Annotated in this window: 11 protein-coding genes; all 11 read left to right on the forward strand. The window is 72.6% G+C overall.

The window, feature by feature from the left end:
- Positions 1-150 precede the first annotated feature (150 nt).
- The 11 genes from sbnA (at position 151) to ACF062_RS23320 (ending at position 24,346) form a co-directional block, all read left to right on the forward strand.
- Positions 151-1,236, forward strand: coding sequence for a 2,3-diaminopropionate biosynthesis protein SbnA (gene sbnA / locus ACF062_RS23270; RefSeq protein WP_392140852.1), 1,086 nt, complete (start codon positions 151-153; stop codon positions 1,234-1,236).
- Positions 1,237-1,302: 66 nt separating this feature from the next.
- Complete coding sequence (locus ACF062_RS23275; protein WP_392140854.1) at positions 1,303-9,474, forward strand: amino acid adenylation domain-containing protein; 8,172 nt, start codon at positions 1,303-1,305, stop codon at positions 9,472-9,474.
- Positions 9,471-16,916 (forward strand): amino acid adenylation domain-containing protein, encoded by a 7,446-nt coding sequence (locus tag ACF062_RS23280; RefSeq protein ID WP_392140856.1) that lies wholly within the window; start codon positions 9,471-9,473, stop codon positions 16,914-16,916. Before ACF062_RS23275 ends, ACF062_RS23280 begins: the two co-directional genes overlap by 4 nt.
- A 74-nt stretch (positions 16,917-16,990) precedes the next feature.
- Positions 16,991-17,197, forward strand: coding sequence for an MbtH family protein (locus ACF062_RS23285; RefSeq protein ID WP_223775699.1), 207 nt, complete (start codon positions 16,991-16,993; stop codon positions 17,195-17,197).
- A gap of 1 nt (position 17,198) precedes the next feature.
- Positions 17,199-18,170: an ATP-binding cassette domain-containing protein gene (locus ACF062_RS23290; protein WP_223775698.1), complete on the forward strand. Its 972-nt coding sequence runs from the start codon at positions 17,199-17,201 to the stop codon at positions 18,168-18,170.
- A complete protein-coding gene (locus ACF062_RS23295; RefSeq protein WP_392140859.1) occupies positions 18,167-19,108 on the forward strand; it encodes an ABC transporter permease in 942 nt (313 codons plus the stop codon). Before ACF062_RS23290 ends, ACF062_RS23295 begins: the two co-directional genes overlap by 4 nt.
- A 108-nt stretch (positions 19,109-19,216) precedes the next feature.
- Entirely contained in the window at positions 19,217-19,468 is a 252-nt protein-coding gene (locus ACF062_RS23300; RefSeq protein WP_392140861.1) for an acyl carrier protein, read from the forward strand.
- Between the two features lie 54 nt (positions 19,469-19,522).
- The gene (locus ACF062_RS23305; RefSeq protein ID WP_392140863.1) at positions 19,523-20,797 is read left to right on the forward strand and encodes a beta-ketoacyl-[acyl-carrier-protein] synthase family protein; all 1,275 of its coding nucleotides are present in this window, start codon (positions 19,523-19,525) and stop codon (positions 20,795-20,797) included.
- Positions 20,794-21,918 carry a beta-ketoacyl synthase N-terminal-like domain-containing protein gene (locus tag ACF062_RS23310; protein ID WP_392140865.1) on the forward strand — a complete coding sequence of 375 codons (1,125 nt, stop codon included), beginning with the start codon at positions 20,794-20,796 and terminating at the stop codon, positions 21,916-21,918. The genes ACF062_RS23305 and ACF062_RS23310 overlap by 4 nt, the downstream gene beginning before the upstream one ends.
- On the forward strand, positions 21,915-22,643 hold the full coding sequence (gene fabG / locus ACF062_RS23315; protein ID WP_356576631.1) for a 3-oxoacyl-[acyl-carrier-protein] reductase: 729 nt from the start codon (positions 21,915-21,917) through the stop codon (positions 22,641-22,643). The genes ACF062_RS23310 and fabG overlap by 4 nt, the downstream gene beginning before the upstream one ends.
- A gap of 11 nt (positions 22,644-22,654) precedes the next feature.
- Positions 22,655-24,346 carry a phytoene desaturase family protein gene (locus ACF062_RS23320; RefSeq protein ID WP_392140867.1) on the forward strand — a complete coding sequence of 564 codons (1,692 nt, stop codon included), beginning with the start codon at positions 22,655-22,657 and terminating at the stop codon, positions 24,344-24,346.
- Positions 24,347-24,419: the final 73 nt, after the last annotated feature.

Below are 24,419 nucleotides of genomic sequence, written 5' to 3' on the forward strand. Positions count from 1 at the left end.
CGAGGGGCTGACGTCCCGCTGACGAAACGCGCCCGGCACCGCCTCCGGCCTGCGATGCCGGGACCGTCATCAGTCCGTCAGCCCATCGTCAGCGCGCGGAGGGAGTGTGCACGGCGAGGCTAATTCGTTACCGAAGGCCAGGAGTCGTCAGTGCCGGTTATATCCGCGTCGCATGAATTCGATGTCAGCGACCTCTTCGTGAATCTGCAGCCGTTCTTCGGACGCCGTCTCTTTCTGAAGGTCGAGGGATTCAACTTCGCCGGATCCATCAAGCTGAAGGCCGCTCGCGAGATGGTCGCGCAGGCGGAGGCCGCCGGTGTGCTCGGCGCCGGCTCGACCCTGGTGGAGTCCTCGTCGGGGAACATGGGAGTCGCCCTGAGCGTGCTCGCCGCCGCCAAGGGCTTCAAGTTCCTGTGCGTGACCGACTCCCGCTGCAACGCCGTGACCCGGCGCACCATGGAGTCCTACGGCGCCGAGGTCCACGTCATCACCGAGCCGCACGAGACCGAGGGCTTCCTCGGCGCGCGGATCCGCCACGTCAAGGCGCTGCTGGCCGCCGACGAGAAGAAGGTCTGGCTCAACCAGTACCTGAGCCCCGGGAACGCGCTGGCCCACTACCGGACCACCGCGCCGGCCATCGCCCGGCAGTTCCCCGACCTGAACGTGCTGTTCATCGGCGCGGGCACCACGGGCACCCTGATGGGCTGCGCCCGCTACTTCCGTGAGCGGCGGCCCTCGGTGCGGGTCGTCGCCGTCGACAGCGTCGGCTCCGTCACCTTCGGCGGCCCCGCGGCCACCCGGCACATCCCGGGCCTCGGCACCAGCGTGCGACCCGCCCTCCTCGACGAGTCCCTGGTCGACGACACGGTCCATGTCGCGGAGGCGGACACCGTGCGCGCCTGCCGGGAGCTGATGCGGCACGGATTCCTCTTCGGCGGCTCCACGGGCACCGTCGTGGCCGGGTCGCTGCGCTGGCTCTCCGAGCAGTACGGGGACGGAGCCGGAGGCGTTCGCGAAGAGGTGACCGCCGTGACCATTTCGCCGGACCTGGGCGAGCGCTATATGGACACCGTCTACCACGACGACTGGGTACGGAATTCGCTCGGTTCCGAAATCCTCACGAGCGGCGGAATCACGGAGGGCGGGATCGCGGGGGGCGGCCTCATGGAAGGCGCCCTCGCGGAAGGCGACCTCGCCACGGAATTCGGTGCCGGATTCGAGACGGTTTCCGGCTGAGTGGCAGTGACGGGTGGGTCCGAAGTCGGGGCAGAGCTGAGGCTGAGAATGACGGGGAAGAAAGAAATGACGACCAAGCGAGGCGCCGTCCTCCCGCTCACCGCGGCGCAGGCCGAGATCTGGTTCGACGAGCAGTTCACCACCGGACCGCTCGCCTACAACATGGCCGACTACATCGACCTGCGCGGCCCGCTCGACACCGAGCTGCTCGGACGGGCGCTCCAGCGCCTCGGTCACGAGGCCGAGGGACTGCGCGTGCAGTTCGTCGAGGAGGCGGGGGCCCCGGGCCAGATCGTCCGGCCGCTCGCGCAGCTCCCCCTGAAGTCCATGGACTTCAGCGGCGAGGACGATCCGCTCGCCGCCGCCGAACGGTGGATGCGCGCCGATCACGCCGAGCCCATGAGGGTCACCGACTTCCCGCTGTTCCGCGGCGCGCTCATCGCCCTGGGCCCCGAGCACCACCTGCTCTACCTCTGCATGCACCACATCCTCGCCGACGGCTTCAGCCGCGCGCTGCTGTACCCGAAGCTCGCCGCCCTCTACACCCGGCTCGCCGCCGGCGGTACCGAGGCGGAACTCGACGGCGATGCCATCCCGCCCTTCCACCGCCTCCTGGACGCCGAGCGCGACTACCTGGACTCGCCGAAGGTCGACCGGGACCGTGCCTACTGGACCGGGCGCCTCCTCACCGCCGGCGGCCGGGACGGACGGGCGCCCGAGCTCGTCTCCTTCTCCGCGCAGGAGCCCGCCCGGGGGCGCGGCGCCCTGCGGCACACCTGCCGCCTCGACACCGGGGCCACCGACGCGCTGCGTGCCATGGCCGCGGACGGCAAGGTCACCATGCCCGTCCTGATGGTCGCCGCGATGGCCGCCTACGCGCAGCGCGTGACCGGCGTCGCCGAGCCGCTGCTCACCCTGCCGGTGACCGGACGCGTCGGCGCCGTCAGCCGTGAGATCCCCGGCATGCTCGCCAACTACCTCCCGCTCGCCGTGCGCGTGCGGCCGGAGATGACCCGCTCACAGCTCCTGCGCCAGGCCTGGGTGGAGGTGTCGGGCGCCCTCAAGCACCAGCGTTACCGGGGCGACCGCATCCGCCGGGACATCGGCCTGCACATCGACGACCGGCGTGCTTTCGGGCCGTTCATCAACGTCCTCAACCAAGACCCGCAGCTCGGCTTCGGCGACACCTGCGGGGGCACGGTCGTCAACCTCTCCACCGGCATCGTCAACGACCTGATCATGACCGTCCTCAACACGGCCGACGGCACGATGGAGATCCACCTCGACGGCAACCCCGAGCTGTACGACTCGGCGGAGCTGGCCGCCCATCTCGCCCGCTTCGTGGCCTTCTTGGCCGACCTCGCCGCGATGCCCGCCGACCGGCCCCTCGGGCAGACCGGTCTCGGTGCGCCCGGTGAGCCCCTCGGTGTGCTCGGCGCCTGGGACCCGGCCGCCGAGCGGGAGGCGTACGAGGGACTCGTCGAACGGGTGCGGGCCGTGGCGGCGCGCACCCCCGACGCCGTGGCCGTGGCCGACGGCACGCGGAGCGTCACCTATCGCGAGCTGCTGACGCGGGCCGCGGGCGTCGCCTCCCGGCTGGGCACCGCACGGATCACCGCGGGTTCGGTGGTGGCGATGCTGGCCGATCCGGGTGTGCCGTTCGTGGCGGGTGTGCTGGGTGTCCTGGGTGCGGGCGGTGCCTACCTGCCGCTGGACCCGGCCGCTCCGGTGGCCCGCAACGCCGCTCTGCTGGGGGACAGCGGCGCCCGCTTCCTGCTCACGGGCAGCGCCTACCGGGAGGCGGCGGCCGAGCTCACGTCCGCGCTCACAGCTGCTGACGGAGACCGGACGGAACTGACCGCGCTCGCGCTCGCCGAGCCCACCGACGCCGACTGCGTCACGGAACTCCCGGCCGTGGGTGGTGGTTTGGATCTGGCGTATGTGATGTTCACATCCGGTTCGACGGGCCGTCCCAAGGGCGCGATGGTGCAGCGCTCGGGCATGGTCAACCACCTGTGGGCCAAGGTCGGCGACCTGGACCTGGCAGCAGGCGAAACCGTGGTGCAGAACGCGCCCCTGACCTTCGACGTGTCCGTATGGCAGATGCTGGCACCCCTCCTCGTGGGCGGCCAGGTACGAGTCTCCGGCACCGACATGGCCGCCGACCCCACCGCCCTGTTCACCATGGCCCACACCGAACACGTCACGGTCCTCGAAGTAGTGCCCTCACTACTGCGAGCCGCCCTGGACGCCTGGGACATACAAGACGACGCCCCCCAACTCCCCGACCTGCGCTGGCTCATGGTCACCGGCGAGGCACTCCCCGCCGACCTGTGCACACGGTGGCACACCCGCTACCCGCACATCCCCCTCATGAACGCATACGGCCCCACCGAATGCTCCGACGACGTCACCCACGCCGTCATCACAGCAACCGACACCCTCAACGGACGCGTCCCCATCGGCGCCCCCGTCCGCAACACCCGCCTGTACGTCCTCAGCGACGAACTCCAGCCCGTCCCCACCGGCACCCCCGGCGAGCTCTACGTCGGAGGCGCCGGCGTCGGCCGCGGCTACCTCCACGACCCCGCCCGCACCGCCACCACCTTCATGGCCGACCCCTTCGCCGGACCCGGCACCCGCATGTACCGCACCGGCGACCGCGTCATCCAACGCCCCGACGGCCAACTCGAATTCATCGAACGCCGCGACCACCAAGTCAAAATCCGCGGACGCCGCGTGGAGACCGGTGAGATCGAAGCCGTCATCAGGGGACTGGACACCGTGGTCGACGCCGCCGTCGCCGTCCTGCCCGACGCCTCCGGCAACCCGCGACTCATCGGCTACCTGACCGGGCCCGACGTGGACGCCGCCCGGGTCCGCGCCGAGCTCGCCCAGTTGCTGCCCGCGTACATGATCCCCGCCTCCTGGCTGGTCCTGGACGCCATGCCGCTCACCCCCAACGGCAAGCTCGACCGCAAGGCACTGCCCAAGCCCGCGGCCGTCGAGCAGGACACGACACGCGGTCCGCGCGACGAGCGCGAGAGCGTCCTGTGCGGCATCTTCGGCGAGGTGCTCGGCCAGCCCACCGTCGGCATCGACGAGGACTTCTTCGCCCTCGGCGGCGACAGCATCCGCTCCATCCAGGTCGTCAGCCGCGCCCGCAAGGCCGGACTCTCCCTCACCACCCGCGACATCTTCACCCACAAGACCGTCGCCGCCCTCGCCCGCACCGCGGGCGGGGTCGACACGGACTCCGTGAGCGGAATCGGCACGGGTGACGACGACACAGGTGTCGGCGTGTACGAACTCACGCCGATCATGGGGCAGTTGCACGAGGACACCCGGAGCCTGACCGGTCCCGTCGTCAAGTACAGCCAGCACGTCGTCGTACGCGTCCCGGCCGGCCTCGACGCCGACCACCTCGACGCCGCCCTGCACGCCGTCGTCGACCACCACGACGCGCTGCGCACCCGGGCCACCGAACCGTCCCCCGGGCTCTGGCAGACGGAGGTCCTTGCGCCCGGCGCGCTGAACGGCGTACGCCTGGTCGCGGCCGTGGACGCGGGCGGCGCGTACGGCATCAACAAGCCCGCAGACACCACAGACACCACAGACAGCACGGGCACCACAGCCAGTACGGACAGCACAGACAGCACGGACAGCACGACCGGCGCGGGCACGGAGGACGCCAAGGACATCCTCGGCCTCGCCGAGCGGCAGGCCGCGGCGGCCCGCGCACGCCTCGACCCCGCCGCCGCCGTCATGATCCAGGCCGTACTGCTCGACGCAGGACCCGGCGCCGGCACCGGCTGGCTCGTGCTCTGCGCCCACCACCTCGTCGTCGACGGCGTGTCCTGGCGCATCCTGCTGCCCGACCTGGAGGCCGCCTGCCAGGCGCTCGCCGAGGGCCGCACCCCGGCCCTCGACCCCGTGGGCACCTCGTACCGCAGCTGGTCCCGGCTGCTCATCGAGCAGGCCCGCACCCAGGTGCGCGGCGGCGAACTCGCCCTGTGGCAGGACATCCTGGAGGGCCCCGACCCGCTGGTCGGCACCCGCAGGCTCGATCCCGCCCAGGACATCTACGGCACCCGGCGCGGCCTGCGCCTCGAACTGGGCCCCGACCTCACCGGCCCGCTGCTCACCGACGTCCCCGCGGCCTTCCACGCGGAGGTCAACGACGTCCTCCTGACCGGACTCGCCCTCGCCGTCGCGGACTGGCGCAGGCGGCACGGCCACGCCCACTACGCACAGACCCTGATCGAACTGGAGGGCCACGGCCGCGAACAGCTCGTCGACGGCCTGGACCTGTCGCGCACCGTCGGCTGGTTCACCAGCGCCTTCCCGGTACGTCTCGACCCCGGCCCCCTGGACTGGGACGAGGTGTGGGCGGGCGGCCCGGCGCTGTCCGGTGCCCTGAAGCGGATCAAGGAACAACTGCGCGCCCTGCCCGACCGAGGCGTCGGCCACGGCCTGCTGCGCTATCTCAACCCCCACGCCGCCCGCACCCTGTCCGGCTACCACCGGCCGCAGATCGGCTTCAACTACATGGGCCGCTTCGACGCCCGCGAGGCCGGGCTGTGGGAGCCCGCCGGCGGTGACGGCGTCGTCGGCACCGGGGCGCACCCCGGCATGCCGCTGCCGCACCTCATCGACGTCACGCCCGCGACCGAGGACCGCCACGACGGCCCGCACCTGATCGCGAACTGGGCCTGGGCCGGACAGGCCGTGGCGGACGAGGACGCGCACGACATCGCGCAGACCTGGTTCCGCGCCCTGGAGCTGCTGTCCCGGCACGCCGCCCACCCGGACGCGGGTGGCCGCACCCCCTCCGACCTGCCGCTGGTGGAAGTGGCCCAGGAGGAGATCGAGGAGTACGAGGCCGACCTCGCGCGCTCCGGCACGGCGCTGGCCGACATCCTGCCGCTCACGCCCCTGCAACAGGGCATGCTGTTCCACGCGGAGTACGACGCCGCCGGCACCGAGGGCGGCAGTTACGGCCAGGACGGCCAGGTCGGCCGGGCCGGGCAGGACGGCCAGGAGGCCGTGGACGTATACACCCTGCAAATCGTCGCCGAGGTGGCGGGCGACCTCGACCCCGCCGTGCTGCGCGCCGCCGGGCAGGCCCTCCTCGACCGGCACCCGAACCTGCGCGCAGGCTTCCGGGCCCGCCCCGACGGCACCCCGGTGCAGATCGTCCCGCGGAGCGCCGAGCTGCCCTGGCGGGAGGCCGACCTGCGCCACCTCCCCGAGGCCGAGCGCGCCGCCGAGCTCGACCGGATCACCGAATCCGAGCGCACCCGGCGCTTCGACCTGGCGGCCCCGCCGCTGCTGCGCTTCACGCTCGTCACCCACGGCGAGGGACGGCACCGCTTCATCTGGACCAGCCACCACATCCTGGTCGACGGCTGGTCGATGCCGCTCCTCGTGAAGGAGCTGTTCGCGCTCTGCGCGCCCGGCGCGGACGTCACCGCACTGCCGGAGCCCGCCCCGTACCGCTCCTACCTGGCCTGGCTCACGGCGCAGGACCGCGACGAGGCCCGGCGGGCCTGGAGCGCGGTGCTCGGCGACGTGACCGAGCCCACGCTGCTCGTCCCGGCCGACCCCGACCGCGCGCCGGTGCTGCCCGACTCCGTACGGGCCGAGGTGTCCCCGGAGCTGACGGCGGCGCTCGCCGACTGGGCCCGCGGCCAGGGGCTCACCCTCAACTCCGTCGTCCAGGGCTGCTGGGCACTGCTGCTCGGGCGGCTCACCGGACGCCAGGACGTCGTCTTCGGCGCCGTCACCTCAGGCCGCCCCGCCGAGGTACCGGGCGTCGAGTCGATGATCGGCATGTTCCTCACCACGGTCCCGGTCCGCACCCGCCTGCATCCCGGGTCCACCCTGACGGAGCTGCTGCGCGCCCTCCAGGACCAGCAGACGGCGCTGCTCCCGCACGAGCACCTCGGCCTCGTCGAGATCCACAAGGCCGCCGGGCTCTCCGGCGAGGTCTTCGACACGGTGGTGCTCTTCGAGAACTTCCCGCTGGACGCGGGTGGTCCGGACACCGGTACCTCCGACGGGGGCCCGCGCGTGGTGAGCGCCGAGGCCAGGGACGCACGTCACCACCCGCTGAGCATGGCCGTCTTCCCCGGCGACACCCTGAACCTGCGCCTGGACTACGCACCGGACCAGTTCACCCGCGCGGACGTCGAGCGGATCGCCGTGATGTTCGAGCACCTGCTGCGCACGGTGGCCGAACACCCCGAGCTGCCCATCGCCCGGATCGACGTGACCGCTCCCGCGATCCTCGGCAGAGCCGGTGCCCCCGGTGAGCTCGGCGGCCTGCTGGGCACGTGGGATCCGTCGATCACCGAGGAGAGCCTCGGCGTCGTCGAGCGCGTACGCTCCGTCGCCGACCGGATCCCCGACGGGACCGCCGTCACGGACAACGCCGGATCCGTCACCTACCGGGAGCTGGTGGAGTCGGCCGGCGGCCTGTCCCGGTCACTCACCGGGCGCGGTGTTGCCGCGGGTTCGGTGGTGGCGATGCTGGCCGATCCGGGTGTGCCGTTCGTGGCGGGTGTGCTGGGTGTCCTGGGTGCGGGCGGTGCCTACCTGCCGTTGGACCCGGCCGCTCCGGTGGCCCGCAACGCCGCTCTGCTGGGGGACAGCGGCGCCCGCTTCCTGCTCTTCGGCGCCGGGTACGAGGTGAGCGCCCGCGAGCTGACGGCCGCACAGGACACGGCCGCTCCCGTCACCGTCATCGCTCTGGAGGACGGTCTGACCGCGCGGGCGGTGCCCCCGGCTGTGGGTGGTGGTTTGGATCTGGCGTATGTGATGTTCACATCCGGTTCGACGGGCCGCCCCAAGGGTGCAATGGTGCAGCGCTCGGGCATGGTCAACCACCTGTGGGCCAAGGTCGGCGACCTGGACCTGGCAGCAGGCGAAACCGTGGTGCAGAACGCGCCCCTGACCTTCGACGTGTCCGTATGGCAGATGCTGGCACCCCTCCTCGTGGGCGGCCAGGTACGAGTCTCCGGCACCGACATGGCCGCCGACCCCACCGCCCTGTTCACCATGGCCCACACCGAACAGGTCACGGTCCTCGAAGTAGTGCCCTCACTGCTGCGAGCCGCCCTGGACGCCTGGGACATACAAGACGACGCCCCCCAACTCCCCGACCTGCGCTGGCTCATGGTCACCGGCGAGGCACTCCCCGCCGACCTGTGCACACGGTGGCACACCCGCTACCCGCACATCCCCCTCATGAACGCCTACGGCCCCACCGAATGCTCCGACGACGTCACCCACGCCGTCATCACAGCAACCGACACCCTCAACGGACGCGTCCCCATCGGCGCCCCCGTCCGCAACACCCGCCTGTACGTCCTCAGCGACGAACTCCAGCCCGTCCCCACCGGCACCCCCGGCGAGCTCTACGTCGGAGGCGCCGGCGTCGGCCGCGGCTACCTCCACGACCCCGCCCGCACCGCCACCACCTTCATGGCCGACCCCTTCGCCGGACCCGGCACCCGCATGTACCGCACCGGCGACCGCGTCATCCAACGCCCCGACGGCCAACTCGAATTCATCGAACGCCGCGACCACCAAGTCAAAATCCGCGGACGCCGCGTGGAACTGGGCGAGATCGAGGCCGTCGTCCGAGGGCTCGACGGCGTCACGGACGCCGCCGTCGCCGTAGTGCCCGACGCCTCCGGCAACCCGCGACTCGTCGGCTACCTCTCCGGCGCGGGAGCGGCCCTTGACCCCGAACGCGTCCAGCAGCACCTGTCCGGGCTGCTGCCCGCGTACATGATCCCCGCCTCCTGGCTGGTCCTGGACGCCATGCCGCTCACCCCCAACGGCAAGCTCGACCGCAAGGCACTGCCCAAGCCCGAACACATGGACGAGGCGGAGCGGCGCGGGCCGCGCGATGAGCCCGAGAGGGTCCTGTGCGGCATCTTCGGCGAGGTCCTCGGCCAGCCCACCGTCGGCATCGACGAGGACTTCTTCGCCCTCGGCGGCGACAGCATCCGCTCCATCCAGGTCGTCAGCCGCGCCCGCAAGGCCGGACTCTCCCTCACCACCCGCGACATCTTCACCCACAAGACCGTCGCCGCCCTCGCCCGCACCGCCGCCGAGCGGGAGCGGGACGAGCCGCCCGTGCCCGCCGTGGACCCGGAGAGCAGCCTGATCGCCCTCTCCGACGAGGAACTCGCCGACCTCGAACTCGAGCTGAGTGAGGATTTGTCGTGACCGCGCCCAAGACCGGGTCGAAGATCAGTGAAGTGCTGCCGCTCTCGCCGCTCCAGCAGGGGCTGCTCTTCCTGTCCGCGTACGACCGGGCGGAAGCCGCCCTCTACACGCTCCAGTTCGTCGCGGACATCGAAGCGGACATCGAAGCGGAGGCCGAGGAGACCGGTGATCGCCTGCGCGCCGCCGCGGCCGCCCTGCTGCGCCGCCACCCGAACCTGCGGGCCTGCTTCCGCAACCGCAAGAACGGTGAACCCGTCCAGGTCGTCCTCAAGGAAGAAGGGATGGAACCGGACTGGGAGGTCCGGGACCTGACCCGGCTCCCCGAAGCCGAGCGCGCGGCGCAGGCGCGGCGGATCGCGCACGAGGACCGGCTGCACCCGTTCGACCCGGCACGGCCGCCCCTGATGAGGTTCACGCTGATCCGGCTCGGCGAGCGGCACCACCGGCTGCTGTGGTCCGTGCACCACATCCTCATGGACGGCTGGTCCTTCCCGCTCGCCGTACGCGAACTGATGCTGCTCGGCCAGGGCCGCGGCAGCGCGGAGCTGCCCGCGCCCCTGCCCTACCGCTCCTACCTGGCCTGGCTGCAGAGCCGGGACCGGGACGCGGCGCGGGCGGCGTGGGCCGAGCTGCTCGACGGTCTCGACGGCCCCGTGCGCGCCCTGCCCCACGCGGAACCCTCGCCGGAGCTGCCCGTCACCGTGCGGCACGCCCTGTCCCGCGAGCGGACGGCGGCGCTCGCCGGCTGGGCCCGCGGCCAGGGGCTCACCCTCAACTCCGTCGTCCAGGGCTGCTGGGCACTGCTGCTCGGGCGGCTCACCGGACGCCAGGACGTCGTCTTCGGCGCCGTCACCTCAGGCCGCCCCGCCGAGGTACCGGGCGTCGAGTCGATGATCGGGCTCTTCGCCAACACACTGCCCGTGCGCGCCCGCCTCCGCCCCGGCCTGCGGGCGAGTGACCTGTTCCGGGAACTGGCCCGGCAGCAGATCGCGATGATGCCGCACGAGCACCTGCCGCTCGCCGAGGTACAGGCCGCATCCGCCGTCCAGGGCGAACTCTTCGACACCGTGCTGGCCTTCCAGAACTACCCGCTGGACGAGGAGAGCCTGCGCCGGGAGTCGGCGGGCGCGGTGAGCGCGGCGCAGGTGCGCTCGGCCACGCACTACCCGCTGAGCCTCACCGTGTTCCCCGGCGAACGCCTGGAACTGCACCTCGCCCACAAGGCCTCGCAGACGGAGCCGCAGGACGCCCGGCGGCTCCTCGACCGCCTCGCCCGCGTTCTGGGTGAGGTCGCCGACGACCCGGACACCCTCCTCGCACACCTCGGCACCCTGGAACCCGCCGAACGGCACCGCATCCTCACCGAGTGGAGCGGTGGCGGCCCGGACACCTCCGGGACGCCCCCTCGCCGTACGACCATCCCCGCGCTCTTCGCCGCGCAGGCCGCGCGGACACCCGAGGCCGTCGCGGTGACGGTGCCCGCGTCCGAGGGGCCCGGCACCTCCCTCACCTACCGCGACCTCGACGCGCGCGCGAACCGGCTCGCCCACCTCCTCATCCGGCGGGGCGCGGGGCCCGAGACGTTCGTGGCGCTCGCGCTGCCGCGCGGCGCCGACCTGATCGTCGCGGTGCTCGCCGTCCTCAAGGCGGGCGCCGCCTACCTGCCTCTCGAACCCGGCCACCCCGCCGACCGCATCGCCTACACGCTGCGCGACGCGCGCCCCGCGCTCCTGCTGACCGGTGACGGACAGTTCCCCGAGCCGCCGGACGGGCTCGCCGTGGAGCGCGTCGACCTCGGCGACGAACGGACGCGGGCCGAGCTCGCCGCGGGCCCGGACACCGACCCGGGCTCCGCCGTCGGTCCCGAGCACCCCGCGTACGTCATCTACACCTCCGGGTCCACGGGCCGCCCCAAGGGCGTGGTGGTGCCACACCAGAACGTGGTGCGGCTCCTCGACTCCACCGACCCGCTCTTCGGCTTCGGCTCCGACGACGTCTGGACGCTCTTCCACTCCATCGCCTTCGACTTCACGGTGTGGGAGCTGTGGGGCGCGCTCCTGCGCGGCGGGCGCCTGGTCGTCGTGCCGTACGACGTGTCGCGCGCGCCGGACGCCTTCCTCGACCTGCTCGCCGAAGAACGGGTCACCGTCCTCAACCAGACGCCCTCCGCCTTCCACCAGCTGATGCGCGCCGACGCCGAAGCCCGCCCGCCACGGGAACTGGCCCTGCGCCACGTTGTGTTCGGCGGCGAGGCGCTCGACGTGGGCAGGCTCGGCGACTGGTACGCGCGCCACGGCGACCACGGCACCGGCGCGCCGCTCCTGGTCAACATGTACGGGATCACCGAGACCACCGTGCACGTCTCCCACCACGCCCTCGACGCGGCGACGGCGGCCGGCGGCGGCGCCAGTGTGATCGGGCGCGGCATCCCCGACCTGCGGGTGTACGTCCTCGACAGCGCGCTGCAACCCGTACCCGCGGGCGTGCCCGGTGAGCTGTACGTCGCGGGCCCCGGCCTGGCACGCGGCTACCTGGGGCGCCCCGACCTGACGGCCGTCCGCTTCGTGGCCTGCCCGTTCGGCCCCGCGGGCGCCCGCATGTACCGCACCGGCGACCTGGGGCAGTGGCGGCCGGACGGCACCCTCGACTACCTCGGACGCGCCGACGAGCAGGTGCAACTGCGCGGTTTCCGGATCGAGTTGGGTGAGATCGCGACGGTCGTCGCCAGGCACCCGCGGGTCGCCGAGGCCGCCGTGCTGGCCCGTGAGGACCGGCCGGGCGACCAGCGCCTCGTCGCGTACGTGGTGGTGGGCGACGACGGCACGGACGGCGCTGCCCTCGCCGCGGAGCTGAGGCGGTTCGCCGGTGAGCGGCTGCCCGACTACATGGTCCCGGCGGCGTTCGTCCCGCTGGCCGCCCTGCCCCTGACCGCCAACGGCAAGCTCGACCGCCGCGCCCTGCCCGCACCCGAGTACGCCACGTCGGCGCACGCACCGCGCACCCGCGAGGAAGAGGTGCTCTGTGGCGTCTTCGCCGAGGTCCTCGGGCTCGAACGTGTGGGCGTGGACGACGACTTCTTCGCCCTCGGCGGCCACTCGCTGCTCGCGACGCGCATCGTCAACCGGGTCCGCGCCGAGCTGGCCGTCGAACTCCAGGTGCGGGACCTGTTCGAGGCCCCGTCCGTGGCACGGCTCGCCACCCGGCTGCCCGGCGCGGAGCGGGGCAGGGCCCCGCTCGTCGCGGGACCGCGTCCGGAACGGCTGCCGCTGTCGTACGCGCAGCAGCGCCTCTGGTTCATCGAACACCTCGGCGCGCCCGGCGGGCTCTACAACATCCCCCTGGCGGTGCGGCTCTCCGGAGACCTGGACGTGGTGGCCCTGGAGGCGGCACTGCACGATGTCGTCGCGCGCCACGAGGCGCTGCGCACCGTCTTCCCGCCGCTGCCCGGGACCGCCGCCCCGCACGGCCCCAAGACCATCGGCGCCGGGTCCTCCCCCGGTCCCGGCGCCGATTCCCCGGGCGGCGTCGGCCCGGCCGAGCAGCGCGTGCTCGAGCCGGACGACGCCCCCATACCCCTGCCGGTGAGCGTCACGACCGAGCCGGTCCTGCCCTCCCGGCTCGCCGCCGAGGCCGCCCGCGGCTTCGACCTGGCGACGGAGATCCCGGTGCGGGCCCGCCTCTTCGCGCTCGGTCCCGACGAGCACGTCCTGCTCCTCGTCCTGCACCACATCGCGGGCGACCGGTGGTCCCTCGCGCCGCTCACCCGCGACCTGACCGAGTCCTACGAGGCGCGCCGCGCCGGCCGCGCGCCCGCACTGCCGCCGCTGCCCGTGCAGTACGCCGACTACGCCCTGTGGCAACGGCGGGTGCTCGGCGACGAGAGCGACCCGGACAGCGAGCTGGCCCACCAACTCGCCTACTGGACCAAGGCGCTGGAGGGCCTGCCGGAGGAGCTGGCGCTGCCCTTCGACTTCCCGCGCGGAGCACGGACCAGCCACCGCGGCGGTACCGTGCGGGCGGCCGTCCCCGACGCGCTCGCCCGTGACCTGCGCGAGCTGGCGGCGCGGTGGGGTGTGAGCGTGTTCATGGTGCTCCAGGCCTCGCTCGCGGCGCTGCTCACCCGGCTCGGCGCGGGCACCGACATCCCGCTCGGCAGCCCCGTGGCGGGTCGCACGGACGAGCGCCTCGACGACGTCGTCGGCATGTTCGTGAACACGCTGGTGCTGCGCACCGACACCTCTGGCGACCCGGGCCTGCGGGCACTGGTGGAACGGGTCAAGGAGTACGACCTGGCGGCCTACCGGCACCAGGACGTGCCCTTCGAGAAGCTCGTGGAGGCGGTCAATCCCGAGCGGTCCATGTCCCGGCACCCCCTGTTCCAGGTGATGCTCGGCCATCAGGAGGCGCCGGACGCACCGAACGCGGCGGCCACGGCGGACACCGCCCACACAGCCCGCACGGACGCGGACGCCGCGCTCCTGGTACGGCAGGAGCCGATGCCCGGCGGCACGGCCAAATGGGACCTCTTCCTCCAGTTCACCGAGGAGAGTGAGCCGGGCCGCGAGCACGGCCGGGGCCTCACGCTCACCGTCGAGTACAGCTCCGACCTCTTCGAGCCCACCACGGCCCGCCGTATCACCGACGCCTACCTGCGGCTGCTGGCCGCCGCGCTCGCCGAGCCCGACCGGCCGCTGTCCCGCCTGGACATCCTCGACCCCGAGGAGCACACGGAACTCCTGGCCCTCGGCACCCACCACCTCGGCACCCCCCGCACCACGGTCACCGACCTGGTGGCCCGGCAGGTCGCCGCCGCACCGGACGCGGTCGCGCTGATCCACGCGGAGCCCGGCGACCCCGGCCGGCTCGTACGGACCACGTACGCCGAACTGGACGCCGAGGCCAACCGCCTGGCGCACCTCCTGATCGACCGGGGCGCCCGGCGCGGCGACCTCGTGGCCCTGTGCCTGGAACGCGGCCCCGCCGTGGTGACAGCCGTCCTGGCCATCGCCAAGGCGGGCGCGGCCTACCTGCCCATCGACCCGTCCCACCCGGACGAGCGGGTGCGCGGCCTGATCACGGACAGCGGGGCCCGCCTCCTGCTGACCCAGGAGTCACTGGCGGACCGCCTCGCGGACGCGGCCGCCGCCGGAGCCGGGGTGCCGGAAGCCGGCGGTCTCCCCCCGGAGACCGTGGTCCTCGACGCGCCCGCCACCCGCGATGTCCTCGCCGGGCTGCCCGGCACTCCCGCGCCCGCCGTACGCCTCGACCCCGACGACCTGCTCTACGTCATCTACACCTCGGGCTCCACCGGCAGGCCCAAGGGCGTCGCCGTCTCCCACCGGGCCGCCGCACGGCTGGTGTGCGGGCTGCCCCAGCTGCGCGTCACCCGCGAGGACACCTTCCTGTACTTCGCGCCGGTCGCCTTCGACGCGTCCACCTTCGAGCTCTGGGGACCGCTCACCCACGGCGCGCGCCTCGCGGTCTGCCCGCCGGGGCCCGCGGACCCCGAGACCCTTCAGGCGTTCCTCGGCCGGGCCGGGGTGACGATCGCCTTCCTCACCACCCAGTTCGTCAACACCCTCGCCGACACGCGGCCGCGCGCCCTCGCCCCCCTGCGGGCGCTGCTCACCGGCGGCGAGGCGCTCTCCAAGGAGCACATCGAACGGCTGCGGGCCGCACTGCCGGACACGGACGTCCACAACGTGTACGGGCCGACGGAGACCACCACCTTCGCCACCATCCAGGACACGGCCCTGGCCACCGGCGGCGCCAGCGTCCCGATCGGACTGCCCATCGGGGCCACCTGCGCGTACGTCCTGGACGAGGCGCTGCGCACGGTGCCGCGCGGGGTGGTCGGTGAGCTGTACCTGGCGGGCGATGGGCTCGCCCGCGGATACCTCGACCGGCCAGGCCTGACCGCCGAGCGCTTCGTGGCCTGCCCTTACGGGGCGCCGGGCGCCCGGATGTACCGCACGGGCGACCTGGTCCGCTGGGACGGCCAGGGGCGCATCGACTACGTGGCCCGCGCGGACCAGCAGGTGAAGATCCGGGGCTTCCGCATCGAACTCGGCGAGATCGAGCAGCTGCTGGCCGCCCACCCGGCGGTGGCGCGGGCCGCCGTCCTGGCCCCCGCCGGGCGCGACGGCCGGCGGCACCTGGTCGCCTATGTCGTACCCGCCCCTGACCACGGGCACCCCGAACCCGCGGAGCTGCAGCAGTACCTGGCGCTGCGGCTGCCCGGCTACATGGTGCCCGGCAGCTGGGTCGCGCTGTCCGAACTGCCGCTGACCAGCAACGGCAAGCTCGACGTCAGGTCCCTGCCGGCCGCGCCGGCCCGTCCCGCCACGGCAACCGGCGAGCACCCTCCGCGCGGGCCCCGCACCGAGCGGGAACGGCTGCTGTGCCTGGCCGTCCAGGACGTGCTGGACATCGGCCCGATCGGCCCCGACGACGCCTTCTTCGCCCTCGGCGGCGACAGCCTCAAGGCGATCAGGCTGGTCAACAGCGCTGCCCGCGCGGGGCTGCGGATCAGCCTCGCCGCCGTCTTCGAGCACCGCACCGTCGCCGCCCTGGCCGCGAGCGCGGACACCACCGGCGGTGAACTCGACCTGCTCGGGCCGGTCCTGCCGATCCGCGCAACCGGCAGCAGGCCTCCGCTCTTCTGCGTGCACGGCGGCCTCGGCTTCGGCATCCCGTTCACGGCGCTCGCCGGGCACCTGGACCCGGAGCAGCCCGTCCACGCCCTCCAGGCGCGCGGCATCGCCGAGTCCGAACCCCTGCCCAAGGACCTCCGGGACGTCGCCGACGACTACCTGGACCGGATCACGAGCATCCAGCCGACGGGCCCGTACCACCTGCTCGGCTGGTCCTACGGCGGCGTCGTCGCCCATGAGATGGCCGTTCGGCTGCGCGAGCGGGGCGAGGAAGTGGCGTACCTGGCGAACCTGGACGCGTACCCCGACGACGCGCGGGGCGTCCGCCCGACCGACGAGGAGTTCCTCGCCGACTTCCTTGCGGAGGCCGGCGCCGAAGCGGCGGGGCCCGGCCGGCTCACCCCGCGGGGCGTCGCCGCACACCTCGCGCGCGGCGGCGGCCCGCTCGCCGGGCTCGGCCAGGACACCCTGGAGCGCCTGCTGAGAGTCATGCGCAACAACCTGGAGCTGTTCCAGCGGTTCACCCCCGGCCGGTTCGACGGCTGCCCGATGACGCTCTTCGTGGCGGCCGGCGGGGACAGCGGCGACCACCGCGGGCCGACCGCCGAGGAGCGAGCCCTCAAGGTCAAGAGCTGGGGTCCGCACCTCGGCCGGGGCATCGACGCGTACGACGTGGACTGCGGCCACCAGCAGATGCTGCGGCCCGCCCCGGCGGCGGCCATCGGACGCACGGTCGAGCGCCATCTGGCCGCCCTGGCGGCAGCGCGGTCCGCGGCCCCGCCCACCTGACGCTTCAGCACCACCAAGACACCAAGCCTTCACGGCATCACGGCATCACGGCATCAAGAGATCTGGAGAAAGTCATGGCCAACCCCTTTGACAGCGAAGACGGCACGTTCCTCGTCCTCGTCAACGAGGAGGGTCAGTACTCACTGTGGCCTTCCTTCGCCGCGGTGCCCGACGGCTGGCGGGTGGAGCTGCCGGCGAGCGACCGCGCCACGGCCGTCGCCCACGTGGAAAGCAACTGGACGGACATGCGTCCGCTCAGCCTCCAGCGTCAGGCGGGCTGAGGTGGCCTCCACCGACATCGCCATCCACGCCGAGGGGCTGCGCAAGCAGTACCGCACGCACACCGCGCTGCACGGCATCGACCTCTCGGTGCCGGCCGGCAGCGTACTCGGCGTGCTCGGCCCCAACGGCGCGGGCAAGACCACCACGGTCCGGATCCTGGCCACCCTCGTCGAACCGTCCGGGGGCCGGGCCACCGTGGCCGGACACGACGTGGTCGGCCAGAGCAAGGAAGTACGGCGGCGCATCGGCCTCGCCGGGCAGTACGCGGCCGTCGACGAACTCCTCACCGGACGCGAGAACATGGTGCTGCTGGGCAAGCTGCTCCGGTTCGGCCGGCGGGGCGCGGCACGGCGGGCCGTCGAACTGCTCGACCGGTTCGAGCTCACGGAGGCCGCCGACCGTCCCGTGAGCACCTACTCCGGTGGCATGCGCCGCCGTCTCGACCTGGCCACCTGCGTCATCGGCGAGCCGGAGGTCCTCTTCCTCGACGAGCCCACCACCGGCCTCGACCCCACCAGCAGGACCGTCCTGTGGGACGTGGTGCGCGACCTGGTGGCCGGCGGGGTGACCATCCTGCTCACCACCCAGTACCTGGAGGAGGCGGACGAGCTCGCCGACCGGATCGCCGTGATCGACGCCGGCCGGGTCATCGCCGAAGGGACCCCCGAATCCCTCAAGCGCCAGGTCGGCAGCGACCGCCTGGAGGTGACCGTGGCCCGCCCGGAGAGCCTTGACGACGCGGTCGCCGCGCTCGCCGGCCTCGGCGGCGCTCACCCCCCGGTCGCCGACGCGGCCACATCGCGGGTGTCGGTGCAGCTCGGCGAGGGCGTCCTCGACGACGTGGCCCGCGCCGCCACGGCACTGCGCGACAAGGGCGTGCACACCGTCGACTTCGAACTGCGCAGACCCACCCTCGACGACGTGTTCTTCGACCTCACCGGCGCGGGAGAGCGCAAGGAGGCCCGGCGATGACGCCGACCACGACCACCACGACCACCACGACCTCCACCGACGGCACCGCGGACCCGGACACCGGACCCGCCGACACGGCCCGGTCCGCCGCCGGGCGGACGCCCGGCGGTGCGCCCGTGCGGCCCGCGGAGTCCCGGGGCGCGCTGCTCGGCTATCTCGGTGACTCGTTCGCCTTGGCCGGACGGCACCTGACGCACCTGCGCCGGTCCCCCGGCCGGCTCGTGCTCGTCACGATGAACCCGCTGGTGATGCTGATCGCCGTCGGCTACATCTTCCGCAACTCCATGAACGTCCCCGGCGGCATCGCGTACGAGGACTTCATCATGGCGGGCATCGCCATCCAGGTCGGTCTGACCAGCGTGGGCCCCACGGCCATCGGCGTCGCGCTCGACCTCCGGCACGGCCTGGTGGACCGGTTCCGCTCGCTGCCGATCGCGCCGAGCTCGGTGCTCATCGGCCGCACCCTGTCGGACCTGGTGGTCGGCGCGTTCAGCCTGACGGTGGTCTCGCTGGTCGGCCTGGCCGTCGGCTGGCGGCCGCACGAGGGCTTCTTGCGCACCGCCGCCGGATTCGGCGTCCTGCTCGCCTTCATCTACACGATGTTGTGGGTCGGAATTCTGCTCGGAACCACGCAGAAGAACGTCGAGGCCATTGACGGGACAGGCGCGCTCGTCCTTGTCGTCTTCAGCTTCCTTTCCAATGCGTACGTCGGTGTGAGCGGCCTGCCGGGATGGCTGCGCCCGGTCGCCGAATGGAACCCCGTCACCTCGGTCATCACCACGTGCCGCAGGCTGTGGGGCAATGATCCGGCGGGCGCGACCGGCAACGGATTCCCGGCCGACCACCCCGGCCTCGTCACCGCCATCACCCTGTCCGTCCTGCTGCTCATCGCGGTCACCGGCAGCGTCCGGGGCTTCCGCAAGGCCGTCGGCAACTGACCCGCAAAGACCGTCAGTGAACGGTCACTTGGACGTCATCGACGCTGTCTAATTTTCATCGCGAAGCGATTAAGAAACACTCTGAAACTCAAAAACGGAGGAACGAACGTGACGACAGTTGCGCCGGAGAGACTTTCGCGAATCCGGGAAATCATCGCCGAGAACATCGAAGTGGATGTCGACCGCATCTCGGACACGGCCCTTTTCGTCGATGAGCTCGGCGCCGACTCGCTGAAGCTCATCGACGTGCTCAGTGCCCTGGAGATGGAGTACTCCATCGACATCGACATGAACGAGCTTCCCAAGATGGTGAACGTGGAGGCCACGTACCAGGTGACCGCCGAGGCCGCCGGCTGGTGAGCGGGACGGGGCCTTGGCCCCGTCCCACAGGCATCCCACTGCTTAAGGAGTTCCATGTCCACCGCACAGTCACCGGCTGCGTCCAAGGCCCCCGCGCCGACGGACCGCCGAAGGGTCGTCCTCACCGGCATGGGGGCGATCTCCAGCATCGGCACGGGCCTTGATGAGTACGCGGAGGGGCTGCGGACCGGCCGCTCCGGCGCACGGCCGATCACCCGCTTCGACACCGAGGGATTCGGCCAGAACGTCGCCTGCGAGGTCCCCGACTTCGCACCGGAGCGCTGGATCCGCAACGTACCGCTCGACGACATGGGCCGCGCCGGGCAGTTCGCGGTCGCCGCCGCGCGGATGGCCGTGGAGGACGCCGGGCTCACCGAGGCCGACCTGGGCGAACGGCAGGCGGTCATCAGCGTCGGCACGACCGACGGCGAGTCGCACGACATCGCCGTACTCCTGGAGCAGGAGCTCGCCGCCGGCGACCCCGAGGCGATGGACCCGGTCCTGTCCCGCCGCATCAACGCGGGCCGCCTGACCACCGTGATCGCCCGCGAGCTGCGCATGCCGAACGTGGAGCCCACGACGATCACCACGGCCTGCGCGGCGGGCAACTACTCCATCGGCTACGGACTGGACTCCATCCGCTCCGGCGAGGTCGACATCGCGCTGTGCGGCGGCGCCGACGCCGTGTGCCGCAAGGCGTTCGCCCTCTTCAAGAGGTTCGGCGCGCTCACCCCGGACGTGGTGCGGCCCTTCGACAAGGACCGGCAGGGCATCCTCACCGGTGAGGGCGCGGGCATCCTCGTCCTGGAGAGCCTGGAGTCGGCGCTCGCACGGGGCGCGCACATCTACGCCGAGGTCCTCGGGTACGGCCTCAGCTGCGACGCCAATCACCCCACCGCGCCGGACCGCGACGGCATCGCGCGCGGCATCCGCCTCGCCCTCGACGACGCCGGGGTCAAGCAGGAGGAGATCGACTTCATCTCCGCGCACGGTACCGGCACCAAGGCCAACGACCGCACGGAGTCGGCCGCCATCCTCGACGTGTACGGCGACGCACCGCCGCGCACCGTCGCCGTGAAGTCGATGCTCGGGCACTCCATGGGGGCGGCCAGCGCACTCGGCGCGATCGCCTGCGGCCTCGCCATCGAGCACGGGTTCATCCCGCCCACCATCAACCACCGGGAAACCGACCCGGAGTGCCCGCTCGACGTCGTACCCAACGCGGCCGTCGAGGCGGACGTACGGATCGTGCAGAACAACTCCAGCGCCTTCGCCGGCAACAACGCCATCCTGATTCTCGGCACGTACGGGGAGCGAGTCCGCCCATGAGTACCGCAGCAGCCACCCCGGCGGCACCGTTGCCGCCCCAGACACCCGTCATCACCGGATGGTCGGCCGTCTCGCCGTACGGCCTCGGCCGCGAGGAGTTCGCCGCGGGTCTGCGCGGCGGCGCGAAGACCGCCGTGCGGGCGGACCCGGAGCTGGGCCCGCTCCCGTCGCCCGACGCGTGCATGGTGCCGGGCTTCGACATCCAGGGCCTGCTCGGCAAGAAGGGCACGGCCAAGATGGACCGGCTCACCGCCCTGGCCCTGGTCGCCTCCGACGGGCTGCTCCTGGACGACGAGGGCAACAGGACGGTGCGGACCGACGACAGCACCGGAGTCGTCCTCGGCATCACCATGGGCAGCCTGGAGAACGTCACGAACTTCCTGCGCCAGTCCTACACCCAGGCACGCCCCTTCCACGTGGACGCGGGCCGCATCCCCTTCGGCAGCCTCAACCACGCCGCCGGCGCCACCGCGATCCGGCACGGCCTCAAGGGCCCCAACACCACGGTCGCGGGCGGCCGCGCCAGTGGACTGCTCGCCCTCAACTACGCGCGGCGCCTGATGAGCCAGGGCCGCGCGACGAAGTACCTGGTGGGCTCCGCCGAGGAGTTCTCCGCCGCCCACGCCTGGTACGAGCACACCGCCGCGCCGGGCGAGCCCGCGCCGCTGCTCGGCGAGGGCTGCGGCCTCCTCCTCGTCGAGCACGCGGGCACCGCCGAGCGCCCGCCGCTGGCCGCGGTGCTGAGCGTCGAGACCCGCGTCGACATCGACGACGACCCGTACGCGGCCGTCACCGCGTGCGCCCGCCGAGCCCTGGAGCGCGCCGGAGTCGGCGCCGACGAGGTGTGGGCCGCCGTTCCGTGCGCGGCGCCCTCCGCCGCCGGACGGGCCGAGCACGAGGCGCTGACCGCGCTGCTGCCGGCCGCCGCGTTGTCCCGCGTGCCGTCCATGGAGCTGCTCGGTGACACCGGCGCCGCGTCGGCGTCCCTCCAGATCGGGGCGGTGCTCGCCGCCGCCGGGTCCGACCACGACGCCCAGGGGCGCATCGCCCTGGTGTCCGCGGTCGACCAGGACGGTGCCGTGGCCTGTGCCGTACTGCGACTGATGGGGGAGAACGCGTGATCGCGCTGGTCAGCGGCGGGTCCCGGGGCATCGGCAAGGCGATCGTGCTGCGCCTGGCCCAGGACGGGTACGACGTCGCCTTCTGCTACCGCTCCAACGAGGACGCCGCCGAGCAGCTCACCAAGGAGGCGGCCGAGTACGGCACCCGCGTCACGGCGACGCGCTGCGATGTCTCGGACGCCGCCGACGTACGCGACTGGTACACGCGGACCGAGCGCGAGCTCGGCCCCGTCGACGCCGTCGTCACCTCGGCGGGCATCACCAAGGACCGGCCCGTCCTCCTCATGCCCGAGGACGACTGGAACCAGGTCCTGCGCACCAACCTGGACGGCGTCTACCACGTGTGCCGCGCCGCCGCGTTCTCGATGAGCAAGCGCAAGGCGGGCACCATCGTCAACCTGTCGTCCGTGTCCGGTATCCACGGCAACACGGGCCAGGCCAACTACGCCGCGTCCAAGGCGGGGATCATCGGCTTCACCAAGTCCCTCGCCAAGGAGTGCGGGCCGCGCGGTGTGCGCGCCAACGTGGTCGCGCCGGGCCTCATCGACACCGACATGGTCCGCGACATGACGGAGGCGGCGGTGGCCCGGCAGCTGAAGAACGTGGCCCTCGGCCGCTTCGGCCGCCCCGAGGAGGTGGCCGACCTGGTGTCCTTCCTGGTCTCCGACCGCGCCACGTACATCACGGGGTCGGTCTTCGAGATCCACGGCGGCGGCACCTTCTGATGGGAGCGGCAATGCAGGGGGACCAGAGCCGGTACGACGCCATCGTCGTCGGCAGCGGCATCGGGGGCCTGGTCGGCGGGGGCTACCTGGCCGCCGACGGCCGCCGCGTCCTCGTACTCGAACAGCACGACGTGGCGGGCGGCAACGCGCACGTCTTCCGCAGGCGCCGCAAGTACGAGTTCGACGTCGGTACGCACTACCTCGGTGACTGCGGGCCCGACGGGCTCATCCCCGCCATCCTGTCCGGCCTCGGCGTCCGTGACCGGGTGCGCTTCAGGCCCATGGACAACGAGGGCGGCTTCGACCGGATCATGACGCCCACGGCCACCGTGGACGTCCCCGCGGGCTGGGAACCCTACCGTCACCGCCTCAAGCAGGCCGTGCCCGAAGAGGCCGACCGGATCGACCGGTTCATCGACCTCGCCGTGGCCGTGGCCACCGCGAGCCGGGCCGGTCTGCTGGGCGAGCCCATGGTGGAGCTGTTCCGCAAGTCCCCGCAGACGATGCGCTGGAGCCGCCGCACCCTGGGACAGGCCCTCGACCACTGCGGCCTGTCCGCCAAGGGCCGCACCCTGGTGGCGGCGCAGGCTGGCAACTACGGCGCCATGCCGGACGGCATCGGTTTCGCCGAGCACGTCAACATCATGGACCACTACCTGCGCGGCGCGTACTACCCCGAGGGCGGCGGCCAGGCCTTGGTGGCCGCCCTGGTCGAGGCACTGGAAGCCTACGGCGGCGAACTGCGCACCCGGTGCGCGGTACGCCGCATCCTCATCGACGGCGGTCGTGCCACCGGAGTGGAACTCGCCGACGGGCAGCGGATATCGGCGCCCCTGGTCATCTCCAACGCCGACTACCGCCGCACCGTCCTCGACCTGTGCGGCGGTGAGGCCGCCTTCCCCGCCGACCTGGTCGCGCGGACCCGTGACGCGGTCATGCGCAGCGCCGTCGTCGCGGTGTACGTCGCACTCGACACCGAACTGCCCGGCCTGCCCAACGCCAACATCTGGTGGCACGACAGCGACGACATGGAGGGCGCGCACGCGGCGGTGCAGGAGCGCTACGAGCGTGACGGCACCATGGAGTCGGTGCCGCAGCTGGCGTTCTCCTTCGCCTCCATCAAGGACGCGGGCGCCCCCGCCGTCTGCCCGCCCGGCCACAGCAACTTCCAGATCATGACGGGCTGCCCGCCCGGCTACGCGTTCTGGGGCCTCGAGGGCGGTCCGGTCGACGGCGAGCCCTACCGCCGCAACCCCGCCTACCTGGCGCGCAAGCGGCAGCTGACCGAGACGATCCTGGACACCGCCGAGAAGGTCCTCGGCCCGTTCCGGGACCGCATCACGCATGTGGAGACGGCCACCCCGCTCACCAACGAGCGGTACATCCGCGCCAGTGGCGGCACCCCGTACGGCATGGCCACGTGGGGCGGCGCCGGCCAGCGGCCCGACGTGCGCACCGGAATCGAAGGGCTGTACGTGGTCGGGCAGAACGTCCGCTACGGCAGCGGCGTGGGCGGCGTCGCGACGGGCGGGGTCGCCGCCGCGTCGCAGATCCTCGGCCGCCCCCTGCTCGCCGAGGTATACGCGGGCACGGTGCTGGGCGACGCGTCCCGGCTGCCCGAACGGGCCCCGGACTGGGACCCGTTGGCGGTGTCGCGCGGGCAGGCGCGGCAGCGCGCGAAGGGCCTGGCCCGCATCGGCTGACGGACGCCTGACGCATCGGCCGACGGGCCCGGCCGTGCACCTTTCCCTCTCTTCTTCCCGACCAGGAGCAGTC

The organism is Streptomyces sp. NPDC015345 (assembly GCF_043078805.1).
In the GTDB taxonomy this organism is placed as follows: Bacteria; Actinomycetota; Actinomycetes; order Streptomycetales; family Streptomycetaceae; genus Streptomyces.

Excerpts from the sequence above, each read along its gene's own strand:
- ACF062_RS23275 (WP_392140854.1), top strand. The coding sequence starts at position 1,303 with ATGACGACCAAGCGAGGCGCCGTCCTCCCGCTCACCGCGGCGCAGGCC.
- ACF062_RS23285 (WP_223775699.1), top strand. The coding sequence starts at position 16,991 with ATGGCCAACCCCTTTGACAGCGAAGACGGCACGTTCCTCGTCCTCGTC.
- ACF062_RS23295 (WP_392140859.1), top strand. The coding sequence starts at position 18,167 with ATGACGCCGACCACGACCACCACGACCACCACGACCTCCACCGACGGC.
- ACF062_RS23305 (WP_392140863.1), top strand. The coding sequence starts at position 19,523 with ATGTCCACCGCACAGTCACCGGCTGCGTCCAAGGCCCCCGCGCCGACG.
- ACF062_RS23310 (WP_392140865.1), top strand. The coding sequence starts at position 20,794 with ATGAGTACCGCAGCAGCCACCCCGGCGGCACCGTTGCCGCCCCAGACA.
- ACF062_RS23320 (WP_392140867.1), top strand. The coding sequence starts at position 22,655 with ATGCAGGGGGACCAGAGCCGGTACGACGCCATCGTCGTCGGCAGCGGC.